The 21,866-nt window shown below is 59.5% G+C and carries 21 protein-coding genes and 1 pseudogene; 17 read left to right on the top strand and 5 right to left on the bottom strand.

Annotated elements, in window-relative coordinates:
• Positions 1–44 precede the first annotated feature (44 nt).
• The 6 genes from ACE4YL_RS04070 (at position 45) to ACE4YL_RS04045 (ending at position 8,131) form a co-directional block, all read left to right on the top strand.
• A complete protein-coding gene (locus ACE4YL_RS04070) occupies positions 45–2,660 on the top strand; it encodes an aminotransferase class III-fold pyridoxal phosphate-dependent enzyme (protein ID WP_461360103.1) in 2,616 nt (871 codons plus the stop codon).
• Between the two features lie 110 nt (positions 2,661–2,770).
• The gene (locus ACE4YL_RS04065) at positions 2,771–4,030 is read left to right on the top strand and encodes a DegT/DnrJ/EryC1/StrS family aminotransferase (RefSeq protein ID WP_461359377.1); all 1,260 of its coding nucleotides are present in this window, start codon (positions 2,771–2,773) and stop codon (positions 4,028–4,030) included.
• Positions 4,031–4,045: 15 nt separating this feature from the next.
• Positions 4,046–4,849: a diaminopimelate epimerase gene (dapF, locus tag ACE4YL_RS04060; RefSeq protein ID WP_461359378.1), complete on the top strand. Its 804-nt coding sequence runs from the start codon at positions 4,046–4,048 to the stop codon at positions 4,847–4,849.
• 5 nt (positions 4,850–4,854) lie between these two features.
• The gene (locus tag ACE4YL_RS04055) at positions 4,855–5,565 is read left to right on the top strand and encodes a glycerophosphodiester phosphodiesterase (protein WP_461359379.1); all 711 of its coding nucleotides are present in this window, start codon (positions 4,855–4,857) and stop codon (positions 5,563–5,565) included.
• Between the two features lie 77 nt (positions 5,566–5,642).
• Positions 5,643–6,533, top strand: a complete 891-nt coding sequence (locus ACE4YL_RS04050) for an ABC transporter ATP-binding protein (RefSeq protein ID WP_461359380.1) — start codon at positions 5,643–5,645, stop codon at positions 6,531–6,533.
• On the top strand, positions 6,530–8,131 hold the full coding sequence (locus tag ACE4YL_RS04045) for an ABC transporter permease (RefSeq protein ID WP_461360102.1): 1,602 nt from the start codon (positions 6,530–6,532) through the stop codon (positions 8,129–8,131). Before ACE4YL_RS04050 ends, ACE4YL_RS04045 begins: the two co-directional genes overlap by 4 nt.
• 64 nt (positions 8,132–8,195) lie before the next feature.
• Here ACE4YL_RS04045 and ACE4YL_RS04040 read toward each other — a convergent pair whose 3' ends face one another.
• The 3 genes from ACE4YL_RS04040 to ACE4YL_RS04030 are packed head-to-tail and all read right to left on the bottom strand — an operon-like array spanning position 8,196 to position 11,268.
• Positions 8,196–9,197, bottom strand: coding sequence for a M42 family metallopeptidase (locus tag ACE4YL_RS04040; protein ID WP_461359382.1), 1,002 nt, complete (start codon positions 9,195–9,197; stop codon positions 8,196–8,198).
• Complete coding sequence (locus ACE4YL_RS04035) at positions 9,194–10,219, bottom strand: M42 family metallopeptidase (RefSeq protein WP_461359383.1); 1,026 nt, start codon at positions 10,217–10,219, stop codon at positions 9,194–9,196. Before ACE4YL_RS04035 ends, ACE4YL_RS04040 begins: the two co-directional genes overlap by 4 nt.
• Positions 10,210–11,268, bottom strand: coding sequence for a M42 family metallopeptidase (locus ACE4YL_RS04030; RefSeq protein ID WP_461359384.1), 1,059 nt, complete (start codon positions 11,266–11,268; stop codon positions 10,210–10,212). The genes ACE4YL_RS04035 and ACE4YL_RS04030 overlap by 10 nt, the downstream gene beginning before the upstream one ends.
• A gap of 106 nt (positions 11,269–11,374) precedes the next feature.
• Here ACE4YL_RS04030 and ACE4YL_RS04025 point away from each other — a divergent pair, with 106 nt between their 5' ends.
• From ACE4YL_RS04025 to ACE4YL_RS03985, 9 genes and pseudogenes are all read left to right on the top strand, one after another.
• Positions 11,375–11,830: a GIY-YIG nuclease family protein gene (locus ACE4YL_RS04025; RefSeq protein WP_461359385.1), complete on the top strand. Its 456-nt coding sequence runs from the start codon at positions 11,375–11,377 to the stop codon at positions 11,828–11,830.
• Between the two features lie 169 nt (positions 11,831–11,999).
• Entirely contained in the window at positions 12,000–13,391 is a 1,392-nt protein-coding gene (locus tag ACE4YL_RS04020; protein ID WP_461359386.1) for a TldD/PmbA family protein, read from the top strand.
• Positions 13,391–14,746, top strand: coding sequence for a TldD/PmbA family protein (locus ACE4YL_RS04015; protein WP_461359387.1), 1,356 nt, complete (start codon positions 13,391–13,393; stop codon positions 14,744–14,746). Before ACE4YL_RS04020 ends, ACE4YL_RS04015 begins: the two co-directional genes overlap by 1 nt.
• A 12-nt stretch (positions 14,747–14,758) precedes the next feature.
• Positions 14,759–15,289 carry a folate family ECF transporter S component gene (locus ACE4YL_RS04010; RefSeq protein ID WP_461359388.1) on the top strand — a complete coding sequence of 177 codons (531 nt, stop codon included), beginning with the start codon at positions 14,759–14,761 and terminating at the stop codon, positions 15,287–15,289.
• Between the two features lie 93 nt (positions 15,290–15,382).
• On the top strand, positions 15,383–15,622 hold the full coding sequence (locus ACE4YL_RS04005) for a hypothetical protein (RefSeq protein ID WP_461359389.1): 240 nt from the start codon (positions 15,383–15,385) through the stop codon (positions 15,620–15,622).
• A gap of 90 nt (positions 15,623–15,712) precedes the next feature.
• A complete protein-coding gene (locus tag ACE4YL_RS04000) occupies positions 15,713–15,988 on the top strand; it encodes an ArsR/SmtB family transcription factor (protein WP_461359390.1) in 276 nt (91 codons plus the stop codon).
• Positions 15,989–16,015: 27 nt separating this feature from the next.
• On the top strand, positions 16,016–16,336 hold the full coding sequence (locus tag ACE4YL_RS03995) for a hypothetical protein (RefSeq protein WP_461359391.1): 321 nt from the start codon (positions 16,016–16,018) through the stop codon (positions 16,334–16,336).
• 75 nt (positions 16,337–16,411) lie between these two features.
• Positions 16,412–16,885: an ECF transporter S component gene (locus ACE4YL_RS03990; protein ID WP_461359392.1), complete on the top strand. Its 474-nt coding sequence runs from the start codon at positions 16,412–16,414 to the stop codon at positions 16,883–16,885.
• A gap of 117 nt (positions 16,886–17,002) precedes the next feature.
• Positions 17,003–17,299 (top strand): annotated as a pseudogene (locus ACE4YL_RS03985) (sigma-70 family RNA polymerase sigma factor); the annotation flags it as partial.
• A 21-nt stretch (positions 17,300–17,320) separates the two neighbouring features.
• On the opposite strand, the gene ACE4YL_RS03980 reads toward ACE4YL_RS03985, so the two are convergent.
• Both ACE4YL_RS03980 and pgmB read right to left on the bottom strand, forming a co-directional pair.
• A complete protein-coding gene (locus ACE4YL_RS03980) occupies positions 17,321–19,642 on the bottom strand; it encodes a family 65 glycosyl hydrolase domain-containing protein (protein WP_461360167.1) in 2,322 nt (773 codons plus the stop codon).
• A gap of 85 nt (positions 19,643–19,727) precedes the next feature.
• Positions 19,728–20,396 (bottom strand): beta-phosphoglucomutase, encoded by a 669-nt coding sequence (pgmB, locus tag ACE4YL_RS03975; protein WP_461358497.1) that lies wholly within the window; start codon positions 20,394–20,396, stop codon positions 19,728–19,730.
• A 70-nt stretch (positions 20,397–20,466) separates the two neighbouring features.
• Between pgmB and ACE4YL_RS03970 the strand changes: the two genes are divergently transcribed.
• Both ACE4YL_RS03970 and ACE4YL_RS03965 read left to right on the top strand, forming a co-directional pair.
• Complete coding sequence (locus tag ACE4YL_RS03970; protein WP_461358496.1) at positions 20,467–21,309, top strand: recombinase family protein; 843 nt, start codon at positions 20,467–20,469, stop codon at positions 21,307–21,309.
• Entirely contained in the window at positions 21,309–21,656 is a 348-nt protein-coding gene (locus ACE4YL_RS03965; RefSeq protein WP_461358495.1) for a sigma-70 family RNA polymerase sigma factor, read from the top strand. The genes ACE4YL_RS03970 and ACE4YL_RS03965 overlap by 1 nt, the downstream gene beginning before the upstream one ends.
• The last annotated feature ends 210 nt before the right edge of the window (positions 21,657–21,866 follow it).

The raw sequence follows: 21,866 nt of genomic DNA, 5'->3' as shown, positions 1-21,866 counted from the left end.
GCATTGTGCACAAAGTGTGCTCAATACTCCGGGGAGGTACAAGGATGCATCCGTACATAGAATTTGTCAATCCGCACCTGGGAAAACTGCTCCAGGATATCGGTCTGGATAAGCGTTTTCAGCGGGGCCAAGGCCCTTACCTCTATGACCATACGGGGCAGGAGTACCTTGACTGCATTGCCGCCTACGGCGCGCTGCCCTTTGGCTACAACCCTCCCGAGATCTGGCGGGCCCTGCATGAACTGGAGGCGCGTCAGGAGCCCAGCTTCATCCAGCCCTCCCTTCTGGAAGCCGCGGGGGAGCTGGCCGCCCGCTTGATTGCCCTCGCCCCCAGCGGATTTCAGTATGTCACCTTTGCCAACAGCGGGGCCGAGGCTGTGGAGGCCGCCTTCAAACTGGTGCGGGCCAAAACGGGCAAACCTGTGATCCTCTCCACCAGAAACAGCTTCCACGGCAAAACGCTGGGCGCCCTGTCGGCAACCGGCAATGAAAACTACCAAAGCGCCTTCGGGGCTCCGGTTCCGGGCTTTCGCCACATTCCCTACGGGGATCTGGAGGCCCTGGAAAGCTATCTAGCAGAACACGCCGGGGATACGGCAGCCTTTATCGTGGAGCCCATTCAGGGAGAAGGGGGCATTGTGGAGCCGCCCCAGGGCTACCTGAAGCAGGTACAGGAGCTTTGTGCCCGCCATGGGGTACTGACCATCTTCGATGAAATCCAAACTGGTTTGGGGCGTACCGGCGCGCTCTTTGCCTGCGCCGAAGAAGGGGTTACGCCCGATGTGATGGTGTTGGCCAAGGCCCTGGGCGGAGGCCTTATTCCCATCGGAGCGGTGCTCTGCCGGGCAGAGGTCTACACAGAGGATTTCGGCCTGAAGCACTCCTCCACCTTTGCCGGCAACTCCCTGGGCGCCCGGGTGGGCCTGGCCGTCCTGGAGCTCTTGACCAAAGACGATGGTGCCCTCCTGCGGTCCGTCCGGGAAAAAGGGGCCAAGCTCAAGGCTGGCCTAGAGCGGGTCGCGGCCAAGTACCCGCAGGTGGTGAAGGCCATCCGCGGGCGCGGCTTTATGCTGGGCATCGAGTTTGTCAATTCCCGGGATCCCTATCCCCACAGCCTGCTGGGGGTTATGGCCGAGCAGGAGCTGCTCACCCCCATGGTGGCCTCTTACCTTTTGAACGTGGAGCGGGTGCGGGTGGCCCCCACCCTTAACGGTGCCAGTGTGATCCGCATCGAGCCCCCCCTGACCATGGGCGAGACGGAGATCGAACGGGTGGTGCAGGCGGTGGAACGGGCTTGCGGACTTCTCGCCTCTAGAAACACCGCTGCCTTTTTGGGTCACCTCATCGGCTACAGCCGCCCGGCTGCTTTGAACGGTGCGGCTCAGCCCCAAACGGTGGAGGAGGCCCGTCCCCAACCGGGCGATGGCCGCTTCGCCTTCTTGGTGCACCCCGTGGATTTGGACAATTACTCTGAATTCGACGCCAGCTTGGCGGACTTAACAGCTGAACAGCTGGAGGATCTCAGCTCCCGCTGGAATGATCTGGTGGAACCTTTTGTGGTGGCCAGCACAAGGGTGGTGGACAACTGCGGCCGCAGTGCCTACGGCGATTTCATCTGCGTGCCCAAAACCGCCGCCCAGCTCTTGGCCATGGATAAGGAACAGTCCAGACGGGAGATCCTGGCTGCCATTGACTTAGCCGTGGAGCGGGGGGCGCGCCTTGTGGGACTGGGGGCCTACACCTCCGTTGTGACCATGGGGGGTAGGCAGCTCCTGCCCTACACCGATGTGGCCCTGACCACCGGCAACAGTTACACAGTGGTTTCCGGTGTGGAAGCGGCCGTTTCAGCTGCCAAAGAGGTTGGACTGGAAATGGCCACCGCCACCGGGGCGGTGGTGGGGGCCGGTGGGGCCATCGGTAAGGCCTTGGCCATTCTCCTGAGTGAGCAGGTGCAGAACCTGATCCTGATCGGCAACCCTGCCCGTCCGGAAAAAAGCGAATACCGCATGCTCAAGGTGGCGGTGGAGATCATCCAGCACCTGCGCACCCTTGCCGGTTCCGGCCGCCAATTGGCCCCGGGCAGCTTGGGCGCCTTTGCGGCGCAGCTGGACTCTGTACCGGCGGAAGATGCGCCCTTGAGCGTGTGGGTGGAGTTTGCCCGGGAAGTGCTGGCCAGCGGCGCTCCCTTGACCTTGACTGTGGACAGCCGGGCGCACCTGCCCCGGGCCGATCTGATTCTGGCGGCCACCAGCAGCCTGGAAGCGCTGATCACCCCCGATGTGCTCAAGCGGGGTGCGGTGGTCTGTGACATGTCCAGACCCAGCAACGTGAGTAAGGAGGTGCTGGAGGAGCGCCCCGATGTCTTGGTAATCGATGGCGGAGTGATTGCCCTGCCCGGCAGCCCCGATCTGGGCTGGAATTTCGGTTTTGAAAAGGGTACGGCCTTTGCCTGCATGTCTGAAACCATGATGCTGGCCCTGGAGGGGCGCTACGAGCACATGAGCATAGGGGCTGACCTCAGCCTGGAGCACCTGGAGCTGATGCGCGGCCTCGCCAAGAAGCTGGGCTTTACCCTGGCGGGATTTCGGGCCTTTGACCGGCCCTTGGATCCAGCTGTGTGGGAGCGGGTGCGGGCCCTGCGGAAAAAAGAGACAGCCTAAAGAAAATGGAGTATAATAAAAGCCGGGGTTCTGCCCGGTTTTTTCCTTCCAAGAGGAATCGGGGCAGACCTCCAGAACAGTTAGAAGTGATGAGGATGGGAGTGGTGAGCGTGGAGAAACTGGCGATCCACGGAGGTCCTCCCGTTAGGACCAAGCCGTGGGTGTCCAAATATATGGGCAGTGAGGCCTTGGGAGCCGAAGAGAAGGCCAGGGTTCTTCAGGTGTTGGAGAAAAAGCGCATCTTCCGTTACCTCCCCGACGGTCTGGAAACATCTGAGGCCGCGGCCCTGGAAGAGGAGTACAAGCGCTTTGTGGGTACCGACTATGCCCTGGCGGTCAATTCGGGCACTTCGGCCCTGATCTGCGCGCTGATCGCCGTGGGCGTGGGACCGGGTCATGAAGTGATCATCCCCGCCTATACCTGGGTGGCCACCGCTGCCGCGGTGGCTGTAGTGGGCGCTGTACCTGTTTTGGCGGAGGTGGATTCCAGTTTGACCTTGGATCCCCAGGATCTCGAGGCCAAGATCACTTCCCGCACCAAGGCGGTCATTGTGGTGCACATGCGGGGGATTTCCGCGGCCATGGATGAGATTCTGGCCGTGGCCCAAAAGCACAACCTCATGGTTATTGAGGATGTGGCCCAGGCCAATGGAGGCACTTACCGCGGCCGTCCCTTGGGCTCTTTGGGCCATGTGGGCTGCTTCAGCCTGCAGCAATCCAAAGTCATTGCCGCGGGGGAGGGGGGCATGCTGGTTACCAACTCCGAGGAGCTGTGGCAGCGGGCGGTTTTGTACCACGATGGGGCCGGCTATCAGTTCCGTTTCCTGGAACGAAAGATACCCGCCTTCCCCGGCCAGAATTACCGCCTCACCGAGCTGCAGGCAGCCCTTTCCCTGGGCCAGCTGGAGAAAATGCCAGATCTTGTACGCGCTACCCGGGAGAACAAGCGCAAACTGGTGGAACGGCTCCGCAACCAGGAGAAGATCGAACTTTCCCCCGTGTTCGGCACAGAGCGTGATCTGGGAGTCAGCCTGATCTTTTACGTGGCAGACGAGGAAAAGGCGAGGCTAACCGCGCAGGCTCTCACCGCAGAAGGCATCCCGGCCTTCCAGGTCTGGGACCGCAGGGCCCGCGATCAGCATATCTACGTGAACTGGGAGTTCCTCATGGCCAAGCGGGATCCCTGGGGTAGAAGTTATCCCTGGAGTTTGGCGGAGGGGAGCAGCGTGGACTATTCCCCCGAGACCTGCCCCCAGACCTTAGCCCTGTTGAGCCGGGCCGTTCAAATTCACCTCAATCACCTGGTTACCGAAGAAGACTTGCGGGATATTGAGGCTGCCATTAACAAGGTCGCCTTTCATCTGCTGTAGTGGGGAGGGAGAAGGGTGGAATATGCTTTTAGCAAATACCACGGCCTGGGCAATGACTTCATTTTCATGGAAGACTTTGGAGGAAAACTGCTACCGGAAGGCGAAGAGCTAGCAAGATTGCTCTGTCACCGCCACTTTGGGATCGGAGCAGACGGCCTTGTGCTGATCACCAAAGAGGCTGGGCTGTTCACCATGCGCATCTTTAACGCCGATGGTTCCGAGGCTGAAATGTGCGGCAATGCCGTCCGCTGCATGGCCCACTATCTGCTGGACCAGGCTTTGGCGGAAGGACCTGCGCTGCGCATCGGCACTTTGGCCGGGGTGAAGGAGATTGTGGCCAGTGGTGGACTGTACAGGGTGGATATGGGTGAGCCAGATTTGGAGGGGCCGCTGTCCCTTGCGGCCTCTGGGCGGGAATGGATCTGCCACCCTGTTTCCATGGGCAATCCCCACGCGGTGGTCTTTGTGGACGACGTAGATGAGGTCAACCTGGCCATGTGGGGCCCAACCCTGGAAAACCACCCGGTGTGGCCCCAGAAGGCCAACATCGAGTTCGTCCAGGTTGTGAGTGCCAACCGGCTGAAAGTGCGGGTGTGGGAGCGGGGGGCAGGGCCCACCCTGGCCTGCGGAACCGGCGCGTGTGCAGCCGCGGTGGTGTCCATCAGGGAAGGCTTCGTCCAGTCACCGGTGGAGGTTGTGCTCCCCGGCGGCGAGCTCACCATTGAGTGGAGTGCAGGCAATCATGTCTCTATGTCCGGGCCGGCCACCAAGGTTTTCGCCGGCAGGATAGATCTGGAAGCACTAAAAGGCGGGAGATGATAAGCGTGATCGTAATAGCACATCGGGGCTACTCGGCGAAAGCCCCGGAGAACACCATGGCAGCATTCGAGTTGGCCCTCGCGGCCGGGACGGACGGAATTGAACTTGACGTGCACCTCACCGGTGACGGGGAAATCGTGGTGATCCACGATGACACGGTGAACCGGACCACAGATGGCAAGGGCCCTGTAGGGGCCTTTACCCTGGCGGAACTGCAGGCTCTAGATGCCGGTTCCTGGTTTGCCCCCGAGTTTGCAGGTGAAAAAATCCCCACCTTGAAGAAGGTTCTGGAGCTGCTGAAGGACAAAGATGTCCTGCTCAACATCGAGGTCAAGACTGGGTTGGGCTTTGAGCAACTCAACGAACAACTGGTGCAGCTGCTGGATCGCTATGACTTCTGGGAACGCACTATTATATCCTCGTTTAACCACTATGCCCTGGCTCACCTGGTGGGTTTGAAGCCCCAGGCCCGCACCGCGATCCTCTACACAGCGGCCCTGGTAAACCCCTGGGTCTATGCCAAGAGCATCGGGGCCACGGTGCTCCATCCCTATCATCACGCCGTTATTCCCGAAATTGTCACCGCGGCTCAGCAAAACGGGATGATGGTCAACGTCTGGACAGTGGATGAAGAGGCAGATGTTGAGCGGATGAAACTGTGCCGCATCGACGGCATCATCACCAACCAGGTGGAAAGAGTTAAGAGCCTGCTCTAGTCTAAAGCAAAGTCTTGCAGTGAACCCGGTGCCCTTTTGGATCAAGAGGGCACTTTTTTACGAAGGGAGGTCCGGCTGTGACCGTTTTGGAGACGGTGGAGCTGAAGAAGAACTTTGGAGACATCTCTGCCCTCAAGGGTGTGAACTTAGCTGTGCGGAGGGGGGAGATCCACGGCTTTATCGGCCCCAACGGCGCGGGAAAGACGACCACCATGCGCATCCTGCTGGGTTTGCTCAAGCCCACTGCCGGTACAGCAACGGTTTTCGGCAGAGATGCCTGGAAAGATGCGGTGGAGATCCACCGGCAGGTGGCCTATGTGCCCGGGGAAGTGCAGCTGTGGCCCAACCTCACAGGCGGTGAGGTCTTGGATCTTTTGGCGCGCCTTAGGGGGCCAGGAAACGAGCGCCTCCGCGGGGAGCTCCTGGAGCGGTTTGACCTCGATCCCAGCCGCAAATGCGGCACCTATTCCAAGGGAAACCGGCAGAAGGTTGCCCTCATTGCCGCCCTGTCCAGCGGGGCGGAACTGCTGATCCTGGATGAGCCCACTTCAGGCCTGGACCCCCTTATGGAGCAGGTGTTCCAGGACTGCCTGCAGGAGTTGAGGGCCCAGGGACGGAGCGTGCTCCTTTCCAGCCATATTCTCTCCGAAGTGGAAAAGGTCTGCGACCGGGTCAGCATTATCCGGGACGGCGTGATTATCGAAAGCGGCACCCTGGTCGAGCTGAGGCATCTGACCAGCACACACGTTGCTGTGCAGACCAAAAGGCCCCTGGAGGGCCTGGAGCAGTTCAGCGGCGTCCATGACCTTCAGGAGCGGGGTGGAGTTACGTACTTCTCGGTGGAAGCCGAGGAACTGGGCGCGGTGATGGCCCATCTGAGCAGGTTTGAGATTGTGCGGCTGGAGTGCGCCCCGCCCACCTTGGAGGATCTATTCATCCGCCATTACGAAGGGGAGACCCGGCGATGAAGCGCAACTTTGCGGGCACCTTGACCTTAAGCAGGTTTTTCTGGCGCCAGGAGCGGCGTCAGGTGGTGCTGTGGGCGTTGGCCATCGTGCTCCTCAACTTCCTGGTTGTGGTCTCGTATGCCCAGATCTACAAAAGCCCGGCAGAGCGCGCCGCCATGGCCCAGACCATGCGCAACCCGGCCATGACCTTCATGCTGGGACCGGGCTGGGGCCTGGACAACTACACCATCGGCGCCATGGTGGGCCACGAGATGCTGCTCTTTGCGGCCATGCTTGCGGCCATCATGAATATCCTGGTGGTACAGGCCCTCACCAGAAGCTCGGAAGAAGATGGCCGGCACGAGCTGCTGCTCTCCCTGCCCGTGGGCTCCTTGAGCAGTCTGGCCGCCCCGTTGGTTCTGGCACTGATGCAAAATGCAGGTCTGGCCCTGGCCACCGGGCTCGCCCTGTGGGTCCCGGGGGTGGAGTCAGTGGATCTCGCGGGCTCTCTGCTCTTCGGCACCGCGGTGGGCACCACCGGTTTCTTTTTTGCGGGTTTGACCGCTCTCTTTGCCCAGCTGGCAGAGACTTCCCGGGCCAACCTAATTCTTTCCCTATCAGTCCTGGGCCTGCTCTATGTACTGAGGGGCCTGGGTGATCTGGGCCGGGAATGGTTGTCTTTAGCCACTCCCTTGGGTTTGATCCTGCGCACCCAAGTGTATGTGGCCAATTACTGGTGGCCTGTGGGGATCATGCTGGCCGCCGCTGGGGTTCTGTGGACCGGTGCCTTCCGCTTGAACTGGGGACGGGACCTGGGCTCCGGTTATCTCCGGGCCCGGGCCGGCAGGCAGCGGGCTTCCAGGCTCTTGCGCAGCCCCTTCGGGTTGGCCCTCCGCCTGCAGCGCAGCGCCATCATCAGCTGGCTTTGTGCCCTGCTTCTCCTGGGCGCCTCCTACGGTTCGGTCTTCGCTGATCTGGAAGAGTTTCTGGCGGGGAACGAATTCCTGCGGGAAATCCTCCCCTCGGTCCAGGGCTATTCCTTGACGGAGCAGTTTTTGAGTATGGTGATTGACGTCACGGCTATGCTGGCGGTAATTCCCGCCCTCCTCCCTGTGGTGCGGTTGGTCAAAGAAGAAAAAGCAGGCCGCCTGGAAAGCCTTCTGGCCCTGCCGGTCTCCCGCCTGAATCTGCTTTTGGGTTTTCTGCTCCTGGGCGTTTTGGTGAGCGCCCTGGCCATGCTGGCTTCGGGCCTGGGCTTGGGCTTAGCTGTCCAGGCGGTGCTGGGGGAGGGGCCGCCCTTAACCTCAGTCCTTGTGGCCAGCTTGGCACAGCTCCCCGGCATGCTGGTCATGCTGGGCGCGGCGGTGGTGATTGTGGGCTTCTGTCCGCGCTTCACCGTCCTGCTCTGGGCTTATGTGGCCTATTCCGTATTCGCCGTCTATTTCGGCGTCTTGATCAACCTGCCCCAGTGGGCGGTCAAGCTCTCGCCCTTTGGTTGGAATCCCCAGCTGCCCGTGGAGCCCTTTGAGGTTCAGACGGCCCTGCTTTTGCTGGGATTGGCGGTACTCCTCTGTGCCGCCGGCGCTTGGGGTTATGTCAGGCGGGATCTGGATCTTTGATTTGAGGGATGGTGATCAAAAAAAGAGCTGCCTGCAGCAAGCAGCTCTTTTTTGGTGCCCTGGATTAGATCACGCCGTCCAGGTCTGCCCCGGCCAGGGCCACAACCAGATCTACACAGGCCTGGACATCTCCCAGATCCACCATTTCCGAGGGCGAGTGCACATAGCGGGTGGGGATGGAGATGGTTCCCGAAGGGACCCCTTCCTTGGTCAGGTGGATGGCCCCCGCGTCGGTGCCGCCCCGTTCCAGTACTTCCATCTGGTAGGGGATCCCTCCTGCTTCGCACAGGTCCACCAGGAGGTCTTTAACCCTGGGATGGGCAATGAGGGAGGAATCCTTGACCTTGATCGCGGCCCCCTTGCCCAAGCTGACGGCCATGTGCCTGGCCTCAGGGGTATCGCCGGTGAGGGTCACGTCCAGGGCGATGCCCAGGTCAGGGTCAAGGCCAAAGGCCGCGGTGCGGGCGCCCCTCAGGCCCACTTCTTCCTGGGTGGTGAACACGCAGTACAGGGTGTGTTTGGGTTTTTCGATCCTTCTCAGGGCTTCCACCAGTACCGCGCAGCCAATGCGGTCATCCATGCTTTTGGCCACCAGGCGGTTCCCCAGGTCGGCGAACTCCCGGTGGAAGATGCCGAACTCCCCGATGCTCACCTTCTCCAGAGCTTCTTCTTTCGTTGCTGCGCCAATATCGATGTACAGTTTGTCCAGGGTCAGCTCTTTCCACTCGGTCTTGCCCTCTTGGTAGATGACGCCCATGGTTCCGTTGGCAAAGCGGACCCGGTTGCCCACGAGGGTTGTGATGCCCACTCCGCCGATGGGGGAGAAGCGCAGGAATCCGTCCTCGTCGATGTAGGTGACCACAATCCCGATTTCATCGGTATGGGCCGCGAACATGATTTTCTTGCCGTCGGAGGAGCCGTGCTTGATGGCAATGAGGTTGCCTAAAACATCTGTGCGGAGTTCATCCACGTGGTCTTTGACCAGCTCTCGAATCAAGTCTGTAACTTCCCTCTCATACCCCGAAGGGCCGAAGGCCTGTGTTAGCTGCTCAATGATGGCTTTCAACTCAATCCCGCCCTTTCTTCAAGCCGTGCTAGATAATGCTTAACCAGCTGGTATGCTCCTTCAAAATCGTCTTTGCACATCACTGCCGCCGGAGAGTGGATGTAGCGGCAGGGTACGGAGATCACCGCAACTTTTACCCCGGCCCGGGACAGCTGAATCTGGCCGGCATCTGTGCCCCCGGCGGTGCTGCGGCGGACCTGCACTTTGATTCCCTTTTCCGCGGCCAGGGCCAAGAGCTCCTGGACGAGTTCGGGGTTCGGGATCACCGAGCGGTCCATAACCGAGATGGCCGGTCCCTCCCCTAGGGCAGTGGCCTGTTTATGGTCGTCCGTCCCCGGCACATCGGAGGCTGTGGTCCCCTCCAGAACCAGGGCCAGATCAGGTTCCACTTGGTAGGCGGCCACGCCGGCACCCCGCAGGCCCACTTCTTCTTGAACGGTAAAGGCGGCAATCAAGGGGAAGGAGACCTCTTCCTGCAGCAGGCGGATGAGCAGGGCGCAGCCCACCCGGTCGTCCAGGGCTTTGGCCTTCACCCTGTTTTCGCCCAGCTCTTCGTATTCGGTGGTGAAATAGGCGATTTCCCCAAGCTGCACCAGTTTCTCCGCCTCTTCTCTGTTCTTGGCGCCAATATCAATGACCATTTCCCTGATGGTAAAGGCCTTTTCCCTTTCTTCGGGCCTCTGCAGGTGGATGGGCTTGCTGCCGATCACGCCCGGCACTTTTTTCCTGCCCACCACTACCGTTTTGGCCACTAGAACCCTGGGATCAACTCCGCCGATGGGGCGGAACTTCAGATAGCCGTCCCCGTCAATCCCCACAACCATCAAGGCCACTTCGTCCATGTGCGCGGCCAGCATCACCTTGGGTCCGGGAGCATCGGGGTTTTTAATGGCCAAGAGGTTGCCCAGGGCATCTGTTTTCACGATCTGGACATGGGGTTCGATTGCGGCACGGATCAGGTCCCGTACCTCGTCTTCCTGCCCAGGCGCGCCGTTGGCTTGGGTTAGGCGGGCTAAAAGCATGTCAATCCCTCCACAAATTCATGATCGAGGCCGGCAATGAACATGGCCATTAAGCGCCCTGTAGCCTGGATGTCCCGGTAATCCAGGGTTTCCACGGGGGTGTGCATATAACGCAGGGGAATAGACAGTAAAATAGTGGCTACTCCGCTGCGAGCCACCTGCATGGCGTAGGCATCGGTTCCTCCTGGATAGGGCGAGGGGTCCAGGGAATAGCTGATGTTCCATTCCTTGGCCGTTTCCACCATGCGGGCATGCAGCTTGGGATGAACATGGGGTCCGATGGCAATGCCCGGTCCTTTGGACAGCTTGATGGTTTCCTCTTCGCTCAGCCCCGGGGAATCACCGAAGCCCACATCTATGGCAATCCCGATATCGGGGACAATACCGTAGGTGCTGGTCACTGCCCCCCGCAGGCCAACCTCTTCCTGCACGGTGGCCACACCGTACACATCCGCCTGGTGCGTGACGGTGGACAGGACCTGGAAGCATTCTAAAATGGCGGCTACTCCCGCCCGATCGTCAAAAGCTTTGCCGGAGAGGAAGGAGCCCGCAAGCTGGGAAACCCGGCGCTTCAGGGTGACCAGATCGCCCACCCGCACCTGGCGCTTAGCCTCTTCTGCGCTGGCAAAACCGGCGTCGATGAACAGATCTTCCATCTTCACCGCCTTGCCCTGTTCCCCCGGCGCCTGGATATGGGGCGGCTTTGCGCCGATGATACCCGTGAGTGTTCCTTTCCTGCCGTGGATTACAACTTCCTGGGCCAGCAGCACCCGCTGGTCAAAACCGCCAACAGTACTGAAGCGCAGGAAGCCTTCCTTCTCAATTTTGGTGATGATTAACCCAATTTCGTCCATGTGGGCGGCTAGCATCACTTTGGGCCTGGGTTCTGGTCCCTGGCCCCTTTTGAGCAAGATCAGATTGCCTAGTTTATCGGTGCGAGCCTCGTCCGCCCAGGGACAGCCCTGCTTGATCAGTTCCAACAGCCCGAACTCGTAGCCTGATACACCTGGTGCTTCGCTCAAGCTGCGAAAAACGTCTTTTACATCCACCAATTTCCCTCCTATCCTCCAGGTTTAACTGTATTATTTCTGGTTGCTAAAGGAAAAACCTGCATCAGCGAGAATTAAACTAGAGCAGGTGGAAAGGGGCTGCAGCATGGTGAACAGCGGTGTCTATGTGCTCTGGCTGTATCTGCCGCGCCGGGTTTCCCTCACGGTTGGCAAACTGGGGACCTTTTCCTTTCCCCCAGGTGTCTATGCCTACAGCGGGAGCGCCCAGCGCCACCTCCAGCAGCGCATCGCCAGGCACCGCCGGGCAGCTAAGAAGCTGCACTGGCACATCGACTATTTTCGCGCCGCTGCGGAGCTGCTGGGTTTTGTCGTGTTTCCCGGGGCCCCGAAAGAAGGGGAATGCCGCTGCGCGGAGCAGCTACTGCGTTTGCCCGGAGCGGCTCTACCTGCACCAGGCCTCGGTTCCTCGGACTGCTCCTGCGGCAGTCACCTGGTCTACCTGCCCAGTCTGCAGCCTGGGCTAGTAGCGCTTGGCCACGCGGTTGAGAATATTGAGCTGGGTGCGGCAAAGCCGCTCGCATTCTTCGATGCTGGAGATTAGATCCAGGTTCTTCTTGGGATGCAGCTGCCCGATGCTTTCTTCGCACAGGGCCTGAAGTTCAGTCAGGCGTTCCGCTAATCTCCAGATGATGTCACTTGGCGACATGAACGACATCCTCTCTCAAGTAATCTAGCGTCACAATTATATCACAGAACTGGGAGGGTTTTGCTTGCTTTCGGAAAGCGTAATCACGGACGTGCTGTTGGCCGCCCTATCCACCGGCGGTGATTTTGCCGAGATTTTCATGGAAGACACTTTCAACACCCAGATCCGCATGCTGGACGGTGCGGTGGAAGAGGCAGTGAGCGGAAGGGACCACGGGGTAGGGATTCGCATTTTCCAAGGTCTGCGCTCGGTCTATGCCTACACCAATGACCTGAGGCGGGAGAGCTTGATGAAAACGGCCAGGGAGGCCGCGGCGGCGCTGCCTGGGGTTCCCCAGGGCAAGACGGTGGTCCTGGCCCGGATGGCCGTGGATAGGTTCAACCCGGTGCGCCTGGAGCCCAGGCAGGTTCCCCACCGTGACAAGGTTGAGGTGATGAAGAAGGCCCACCTGGCCGCGGCGGGCTTCCATGAGCAGATCACGCAGGTTGTGGTGCACTACCTGGATGTGGATCAGAATGTGCTCATTGCCAATTCCGAGGGCCTACTCGCGGAGGACCGCAGGGTGCGGACCCGGCTGTCCATCAACGCGGTGGCCACCCGGGGCGAGGAAAAACAGTCGGCTTTCCGCGGCCCCGGCCGGCACATGGGCTTTGAACTATTTGAACGCATCGATGTGGAGGAAATCGCCCGGGATGCTGCCCACAGCGCGGTGACCATGGTCAATGCCGATTACGCGCCGGGTGGGAAGTATCCGGTGATCATCGACAACGAGTTTGGCGGGGTCATTTTCCACGAGGCCTGCGGCCACAGCCTGGAAGCCACCAGCGTGGCCAAGGGGGTTTCCGAGTTCAGCGGCAAGCTCGGGGAAAAGATCGCCAGCGAGCTGGTGACCGCGGTGGATGACGGCACCATCCCCAACGCCTGGGGGTCCCAGAACATCGACGATGAGGGTACCAAAACCAGAAGAAATGTGCTCATCGAGAAGGGCATACTCAAAGGGTATATGATCGATCGCCTCAACGCCCGCCGCATGGGTATGGAACCCACCGGCAATGCCCGGAGGCAGTCGTATAAATTCGCCCCCACCTCCCGCATGACCAATACCTTTATCTGTGCCGGTGAATCCACCCGCGAGGAGATCATCGCCAACACCGAATACGGCTTGTACGCTAAGCGCATGGGCGGCGGTTCAGTGAACCCAGCCACCGGTGAGTTCAACTTCGCGGTGGCGGAGGGCTACATGGTGCGGGGCGGCAAGATCGCCGAACCTGTGCGGGGAGCCACCCTCATCGGCAGGGGTTCGGAGATCCTGCAGAAGATCGACATGGTGGCCTCCAACTTGGCCACGGGCCAGGGTATGTGCGGTTCGGTGAGCGGCTCCATCCCCGCAGATGTGGGTCAGCCCACCATCAGGGTAACAGAGATGACTGTAGGCGGACGGAAGGAGGCCAACTGATGGATTTTCGGGAGTTTAAGGAACGTGTCTTCGCGGCTGGGAAGGCCAACGGCCTGGAGGAACTGGAAGTCTACGCCACCCGTTCCCGCAGTGTGAACGTGCGGGTGTTTGATGGTCAGGTGGATGATTACCGGGTCAGCGTAGAGCAGGGTGTGGGCCTGCGGGCCCGCTTCGGGGGCAAAGTGGGCTATGCCTATGTGGAAAAACTGGATGAGGATTCCGTGGACTTCCTAGTCCAGGGGGTCAAGGCCAATGCCCAGATCATCGAATCCGCCGACGAAGTGGTTTTCCACGAGGGTTCAGCGAGTTATCCCCAGGTTGTGTGTTACAATGAAGATCTGGACCGCCTCTCTCCAGAGGAGATGATGGCCTTCTGCCTGGAGCTGGAAAAAACCGCTTTGGCCGCGGACGAACGGGTGTTCAAAGTGTCCAACGCCGTGACAGGCTGCGGGCAGACCGAGGTCTATATCGCCAACACCAGGGGCCTGGAACAGGGGTACAGAAGCAATGGGGTATTCAGCTACCTCAGTGCTGTGGTGCGCCAAAACGGCCAGGTCAAAACGGGGTATAAAGTCCTGTTTGACCGGGATTGGTCCACGTTCCAGGCTGATAAGATGGCCAGGGAAGCGGTGGAGGAAGCGGTATCCCTCTTGGGGGCTTCCAGCGTGTCCTCGGGCAGCTATCGGGTCTTGCTGCGGCGGGATGTGGCCCGGGAGCTTCTGGCCACTTTCGTCCCTGTTTTCTCCGCCGAATCGGTGCAAAAGGGGCTTTCGCTTCTCAAGGGCAAGTTGGGCCAGACCATCGCCAGTCCCCTGATCACCTTAGTTGATGACCCTCTGCTGGAAAACGGTGCCGGATCTGCTCCCTTTGACGGCGAAGGGGTGGCAGCCCGCACCAAACGGGTGATTGAAGCTGGCCGCTTAACCACTTTCCTGCACAACCTGAAAACGGCCCGCAAAGATGGGGTGGACTCTACCGGCAACGCCTCCCGGCCCTCCTTTAAATCGCCCGTGGGTATTGCTCCCACCAACTTCTTCATTGAACCGGGGGAATATGCTTATCCTGAGCTAGTGGAGAGCCTGGATGATGGCCTAATCATCATTGATGTGCAGGGAACCCACTCCGGTGCCAATCCCGTTTCCGGCGACTTTTCCCTGGGCGCCTTCGGCTACCTGGTGGAGGGCGGGAGAATCGTCCGGCCCGTGGATCAGATTACCATCGCCGGCAACTTCTTTAAGCTGCTGGAATCCGTAGAGGCTATCGGGTCTGACCTGGAGTTTGAAGTACCCAGTGTGAGGGGCAATGTGGGTTCACCTTCCCTGATCATCAGCGGGCTGGCCGTGGCCGGCAACTAGGAGGCGGCAGCAATGAAGCTGGACGCGAAGTTAGCGGCAAATGTGGGCGTGCTCACGGCGGTGTCCATTGTGCTCACCCGCTTTTTTGGGGTGATTGTTCCCATTGCCGGCGCCAATGCCCTGCGCCTGAGCTTTGGGGAGGCGCCCATCATGCTGGCAGGTGTCCTCTTCGGACCGGCGGGGGGAGCTTTGGCCGGCGTGGCCGCGGATTTGGTGGGCTTTTTGATCAATTCTTTTGGGGGGCCCTACCATCCTGGGTTGACCTTAAGCATGGGCCTCACCGGGCTGATTCCCGGGCTGCTGCTGCACAGCAAGCGCAATGAGCTCACGGTCCTGCAGGTGGGCCTGATCGTACTGCTCACAGATCTCATCACGGGTGTGCTCCTCAACACGCTGTGGCTGTCCCAGATGTTTGGTGGGGGGTTCTTTGAACTTCTGGGCATGCGGCTTGTGGCCAGGCTGCTCACCGTGCCCTTGTACACAGTCACGGTGTACTGGGCCAGCAGAGCCTATCGCTTCTACCTGGCCGGCGGCAGCCGCTGAGCTCTGCCCTCTTGCGAATTTCGCACCGAGGGGCCCCGTTGAAGGTGCGGCGGTTTTGTGCTATTATATGTTTAAAAATTGTCTCAATGGAGTGTGAAGTTCCGCATGGAAATTGACCCGCCGAAACGGTGGAAGCTTTGGAAGGCAGAGATTTTATACAGACTGCCTCAAGAATCGCGCAAGAAGATCAAGAACCTGCTGAAGTTGGGCGATGAATATAAAAGCAGTGGGGAGGAAGAGCTGGCGGAGCACTGCTACCACCTCTCCAGGAAACTGGCTGAGCAGGCCCGCGCGGTGCACCTGCTGAAGAAAATAGAACAACGGGTGAGATAAATACTTACCCGGCCCCCTGGGGCCTGCTTGATCTGCAGCCCCAAGTGAGATAGAATGATATTATGAAATCTTTCACAAGGGGGTCGGGTGATGGAGCGGATCAAAACATGCGCGCAGCGCTTTCATGTGCTCGCGGACCCGATTCGACTGCAGATACTCCTCTTGCTTCAGGGGCAGGAAATGTGTGTCGGGCAGTTGGCTGAAGTGCTCGGCGTTAACCAACCTACGGTTTCCTATCATCTCAAGCGGCTGCACAGGGCTGGGTTGGTGGAGAGGCGCGCGGAAAACACCTGGAACTATTATTCCGTCTGTACAGACCTGCGCAGCTGGGTGAACCATGAGATCGATCATCTGCTCCAAGCGTAACCCACTGCCCAAGCAAGGGGGCTATCGGTGAGAGATTTGAAGAGAATAACCAAGGCACCGTCGCTTTGGCGAGCGGTGCTCATGATCTGGCGGGCAGGCTTAGAATCCTTCAAGCGGGGCGACCAGCCCACGGCGCTGCAGGAGAAGCTGGCTCGGCTGGAGCGGGAGCACCTGGAGCTATCCCGGCTGGTGCATGACTACGAAACGAAGCTGCACAGTATCGCCAGGAACAACCAGGAGCTGGTCCAGGCCAAAAAGGAGCTGGAGTGGGGCTACCACGCCTTGCTCTTGGAAAACAACATGCTCAAGGAAGAGATTTTCAGGCTCAAGGGCAAACCGCTCAACTGAGAATGCGGAGGAGTCGAGGCGCTTTGACTCCTTCTTCTTTTTGAGGGGAAGCCAAGGAGAAAGGAAGTTTGCTGCATGCAGGCGAGAAAGATGGTTCTAACTGCCCTTTTAGTGGGGGTAGTGGCTGTGGTGACTATGGTAGTGAACATTCCCCTGCCGGGGGTGAAGGGCTATGTCAACATCGGCGACACCGTGGTGCTGCTCTCCGGTGTGCTCTTCGGTCCGCTCACAGGGCTGGCAGCCGGCGGCCTTGGTTCAGCCCTCGCGGATCTTCTGCTGGGCTACGGGTTTTGGGCCCCCTGGACACTGCTGATCAAAGGCCTGGAGGGGCTGGCCGCGGGCTGGCTCATTGGGCGCTGGGAGAAGGCCGCCTGGGCAGTGGGCCCCGCCGCGGCCCTGATGGTTTTGGGCTATTTCCTCGCGGGCAGCATCATCTACGGCTGGGGACCGGCCCTGGCCTCACTGCCCGGCGATCTGCTCCAGGGGGCAGTCAGTGCCGCCCTCTGCCTGCTTCTCCACGGACCTTTGAAGAAATACCTGGCGTCCTAAGTGGCGGAACAGGCACACTTCTCCCGGGGTGCTCATAGAATATAAGGCTTGAGTGCAGGGAGAAGGGGGGCACCAGCTTTGTTTTCCTCACTGATCAGCGCCTTTGGCTCGCTGCTCGTGGAAGGAATTGGTTTCTTAACGGGATTCATTACCAGCGGGAGCGCCTTTCCCAAGCCCCTCCGGCCGGAAGAGGAACGGGAACTGCTCCTGAAAAAAGAAGCAGGAGACGAAGGTGCCCGCAACATTCTCATCGAGCGGAACCTTCGTCTCGTGGCGCATGTGGTAAAGAAGTTCGACAACACCGGTGAAGACACGGAAGATCTAATCTCCATTGGTGTGATCGGCCTCATCAAGGCCATCAACACTTTTGATCCCGGCAAAAACACCCGCCTAGCTACCTATGCGGCCAGGTGCATTGAAAATGAGAATTCACTGTCAATGGGGAATGCTGATCTGCCCATCCGCCTCCACCCCGTAGGGCTGGCCGTGGACCACCAGGTCGCAGCGGGCGCCGCCCTCCTGGCTGATCACCACCTCGGAGGGGGTGACCTGTACCTTCAGGCGGTGGCCCCGGAAGAGCAGGCCGAAGGAATAGCTCTTCCAGCGACCGGGTAGGAACGGCCGCAGCGTGAGGCGGTCGTTTTCTATGCGCAGGCCGGCGAATCCGTACACAATGGCCATCCAGGTGCCAGCCATGCTGGTGATATGCAGACCGTCATCGGTGTCCTTGTTGTAGTTGTCCAAATCTAGGCGCGCGGTGCGCAGGTAAAGCTCGTAGGCCTTGTCGTGGTAGCCAATCTCCGCGGCGATGATAGCATGGACGCAGGGCGACAGCGACGATTCGTGAACCGTCATGGGTTCATAGAAATCGAAGTTGCGCTTTTTTGTCTCCAGATCATACAGATGCCCCAGGAAGAACAGGCCCTGCAGCACATCGGCCTGCTTGATGAAGCAGGAGCGTAGGATGCGGTCCCAGGACCAGTTCTGGTTCAGGGGCAGATCCTCCGGGGAAAGATCCGCCACGGTGAGAAGCTCCTTATCCATGAATCCATCCTGCTGCTCAAACACCCCCAGCTCTTCCACGTAGGGATAGTACATGCGGGCGGCAATATCGCTCCAGTGTTCCAGCTCAGACTGCTGGAGTTGCAGTTTGTCCACCAGCTTGCGGTAGCTGTCGGGTTTGGCCCGGCGCAGCTCCGCCAGGACTTCCATGGTGTATTCCAGGCACCAGACCGCGATGCGGTTGGTGTACCAGTTGTTGTTCACGTTGTTTTCGTATTCGTTGGGGCCGGTGACACCCAAAATCATGTACACGCCTTTTCTGGGCTGGAAAGTCACCCGGCTGGCCCAGAAGCGGCAGATCTCCACCAGAACCTCCAGGCCATAGTCCTCCAGATACTGCCCGTCGCCTGTGTAGCGCACGTAGTTGAAGATGGCGTAGGCGATGGCGCCGTTGCGGTGGATTTCCTCAAAGGTGATCTCCCACTCGTTGTGGCACTCTTCGCCGTTCATGGTGACCATGGGGTAGAGGGCGCCCTTGAGCCCCAGCTTGCGGGCGTTTTCTTTGGCCTTTTCCAGGTGGTTGTAGCGGTAGAGCAGCAGATTCCGGGCGATCTCCGGCTCCCTGGTGCCCAAATAGAAGGGCAGGCAGTAGGCCTCCGTATCCCAGTAGGTGCCCCCTCCGTACTTTTCCCCCGTGAATCCCTTGGGACCGATGTTCAGGCGGGGGTCTTCCCCTGTGTAGGTCTGATGCAGGTGGAAGATGTTGAAGCGGATGCCCTGTTGGGCAGCGGGATCCCCCTCAATGACAATATCGCTTTCCCCCCAGGTTTTGGCCCAAGCCTGGGCATGGCGGGCAAAGAGCTCCCGGTAGTTGTGGGAACAGTAGCGGCGCACCAGCTCCAGGGCCCGCTGGGAGACCAGCTCCCGGGGATGGTCGCGGCTGGTGGTAACCGCCACAAGCTTTTCTAGAGAAACCGTCTCGCCAGAGTGCACCGTAAGCTCAGCCTCTGCCCCGGCATAGCGCGGGCGCGCCGTGGGGCGGACCTCCACAGCCGCTTCCTCCTGGCCCCGGTAGAGGCGGAAGGTGCTGGCTGCCGCCACCACAAAGCCAGATTTTTTCACTTCCATGGTGACCAGCTGATAGTCTTCCCCGCTGAACTCCTCCACCCGCTGCCAGAAATCCTCGCCGTAATTGGCGTCTTCGTTGACCACATTGCCCTCGAGGTAGGGGGTGAATTTGACCTGTGCTCCCCGGCCCGGGGGATCAACCAGCAGTGTTAGGCTGTAGCGGATGCAGGCCAGCTCCCGCCGGTCTTTACTGACAAAACGCCGGGCCTCAACGGAATAGACCCGCCCTTCCCCATCTTCCACCTGGAAGGAACGGACCAGCTCGCCCCGGTACATGTCCAAAGTGCGCCGGAACTTGCTGGGCCGCCAGGTATGTAGATCCAGCACCCTGCCGTCCAGCTGCACATCGATGCCGATGAAATTGACCGCATTCAACACCTTGGCGAAGTACTCCGGGTAGCCCACCTTCCACCAGCCCACCACCGTGCGGTCGGGGTAGTAAACGCCGGCGATGTAGGTTCCCTGGAGGTGATCCCCTGAATAGCTTTCCTCGAAGTTTCCGCGCAGGCCCATGTATCCGTTGCCTAAGCTCATGATGCTCTCCATGAACCTGTTGGACTCTGGATGGAATCCCTCTTCGCTTACACTCCATTCGTCGATTCCCAGAAGTGGTCTCAGAACTATCACTCTCCCGCGCTGGCTTTAACTTATTCTACCCCACTTTCCGCATCCTGGCAATCGTTTGCACAACAGCCCGCGAAAAAGCGGCAGATCACCGATCCGCCTGGGCGAAGACCTCCCGGAGCTGAGCCAAATCGAAGCTGGCAAAGCCGGAAATAACATGGTGGGCGTGCTTCAGCATCTGGGGATCCCCCACGCCGATCACTTTCATCCCAGCCCGCAGTGCCGCTTCCACCCCCGCTTGGGCATCCTCAAAAACCACGGCTGCCTCCGGGGCAATGCCCAAAAGCTCCGCCCCCAGCAAGAATACTTCCGGATCTGGTTTGGCCTTGGTCACCAGATTCCCATCTACAACCGCGTCGAACAACGACGTGATCTCCAGCCGCTCCAGGATGGTACGGGCGTTTTTGCTGGCGGAACCCAGGGCGATTTTCACTCCGCTCTCTTTCAGTTCCTGGAGAAAGGGGAGGACTCCGGGGAGAATCTCGCTTTGATCCATCTGCAGGATGTATTCCACGTACCAGCGGTTTTTCTTCTCCGCCAGCTGGAGTTGTTGTTCCTCTGTTTTCCTTAGGCCGCCGATTTCCAAAAGGATTTCCAGGGAGCGCATCCGGCTTACACCCTTGAGGCGTTCATTGTCCCGCTCGCTAAAATCGAAGCCCAGTTCCTTGGCCAGGCGCTTCCAGGCTAGGTAGTGGTACTTAGCTGTGTCCACGATTACTCCATCGAGATCGAAAATAGCTAACTTTAGTTTGTGCATGGTCAACCTCCTTACCGCCCTTCATTATATCATTCTTGGCCCGCCGGCAACATAGATCAATGGCAGGGAGGTGAGGTGCCTGAAGGCAATCTATGCCCGTGTGAGCACGGAAGAGCAGGCCAAGCATGGGTTCAGCATTGCCGCCCAGATCAGGGAGTGCGCAAAACTTGCCGGAGAGGGGCAGTGGCAGGTGTTCGCCGATGAGGGGATCTCCGGGGAGACGCTCAATAGGCCTGCCCTGGAAAAGCTGAGGCAAAGCATTGAGGCCGGGGAGATTCGGGAGGTGATCTGCCTGGACCCGGACCGCCTCTCCCGCAAACTCCTGCATCAGCTGCTGCTCACGGAGGAATGGGACCGCCATGGGGTGCGCCTGGTCTTTGTGCACGGCAGCTACGCCAAGACCCCGGAGGGCAACTTGTTCTATGCCCTGCGGGGGGCGATTTCCGAGTTCGAAAAGGCCAAGATCAACGAGCGGATGTGCAGGGGCAGGAGGGAAAAGGCCAGGCAGGGACGGGTTTTGCGGGATTTTCAGATCTACGGTTACGACTTCGATCCCCGCAGCGAACAGCTGGTGATCAACCAGGGGGAGGCCGCGGTGGTCCGGCGGATTTATTCCTGGTTCTTGGATCCACCCCCTGGATTTAAGGGCATTTCCAGTATCGCTCGGGCCTTAACCTTGGCCAAGGTGCCCACGAAGCGGGGGGCCCCCAAGTGGCACAGGCAGGTGGTGAGGCAGATCCTCACCAACCGCACCTACATCGGTGAGTTTTACCAGAACAAATGGGACACTTCCAGCGGCCGCACCAGGCTCCGGCCCCGGGAAGAGTGGATTTTGATTCCCTGTCCAGCCATCATCACGCCTGAAGCCTTTGCCCAAGTTCAGCGCCGTTTGTCAGTGAACTCGAGATCTTAATGCACCTGCGCTCCACCAGGCGTATCCGCCAGGAACTCAAGCTCTACGATCCCATCGGGGCAGACCGGGAAGGCAACGAGATCAGCTTGATGGATATCCTCAGCTCGGAACAGGATGAAGTGCTGGATGCGGTGGTGCTCAATATCGACCGGGACCGCCTCGCGGAGCACTTCCACTGCCTCTCGCCCCGGGAGCGCACCGTTTTGGAACTCCGTTTTGGCCTGGGCCAGCAGGAAAAGCTGACCCAGCGGCAGATCGGGCGAAAGCTGGGGATCTCCCGGTCCTATGTTTCCCGCATTGAAAAGCGGGCACTGGGCAAACTACTCCATGCCATGGGCTCCTCCTAAGGGAGCCCGTTAGTGTAAGGTTTTAGTAGGTGTTGGGAAGGAGTTCCTGGTGTAGACATAAAAAAAGAGGCTAGTATAAAGTTACTGTAGGACAGGAGTTGGCTCCAAAAAAATAGAAGAAGATCCCACCGTTGCTGTCCAGCGACGAGTACTAAGTACTCAGAGGTGAGATCTTCTTATGTATGCAGTATTCGATGAAAGCCTACTGAC

It is taken from the genome of Candidatus Darwinibacter acetoxidans, from assembly GCF_041936445.1.
GTDB lineage: Bacteria > Bacillota > Limnochordia > Darwinibacteriales > Darwinibacteriaceae > DTU010.
This window is presented reverse-complemented; position numbering and strand designations above follow the sequence as displayed.

Bases quoted from the DNA above. Each gene is read 5' to 3' on its own strand.
- ACE4YL_RS04015 (WP_461359387.1), top strand. From the start codon at position 13,391: ATGGATTTTCGGGAGTTTAAGGAACGTGTCTTCGCGGCTGGGAAGGCC.
- ACE4YL_RS04010 (WP_461359388.1), top strand. From the start codon at position 14,759: ATGAAGCTGGACGCGAAGTTAGCGGCAAATGTGGGCGTGCTCACGGCG.
- ACE4YL_RS04070 (WP_461360103.1), top strand. From the start codon at position 45: ATGCATCCGTACATAGAATTTGTCAATCCGCACCTGGGAAAACTGCTC.
- pgmB (WP_461358497.1), bottom strand. From the start codon at position 20,396: ATGCACAAACTAAAGTTAGCTATTTTCGATCTCGATGGAGTAATCGTG.
- ACE4YL_RS03990 (WP_461359392.1), top strand. From the start codon at position 16,412: ATGCAGGCGAGAAAGATGGTTCTAACTGCCCTTTTAGTGGGGGTAGTG.
- ACE4YL_RS04035 (WP_461359383.1), bottom strand. From the start codon at position 10,219: ATGCTTTTAGCCCGCCTAACCCAAGCCAACGGCGCGCCTGGGCAGGAA.
- ACE4YL_RS03965 (WP_461358495.1), top strand. From the start codon at position 21,309: ATGCACCTGCGCTCCACCAGGCGTATCCGCCAGGAACTCAAGCTCTAC.
- ACE4YL_RS04045 (WP_461360102.1), top strand. From the start codon at position 6,530: ATGAAGCGCAACTTTGCGGGCACCTTGACCTTAAGCAGGTTTTTCTGG.
- ACE4YL_RS04000 (WP_461359390.1), top strand. From the start codon at position 15,713: ATGGAGCGGATCAAAACATGCGCGCAGCGCTTTCATGTGCTCGCGGAC.
- ACE4YL_RS04025 (WP_461359385.1), top strand. From the start codon at position 11,375: ATGGTGAACAGCGGTGTCTATGTGCTCTGGCTGTATCTGCCGCGCCGG.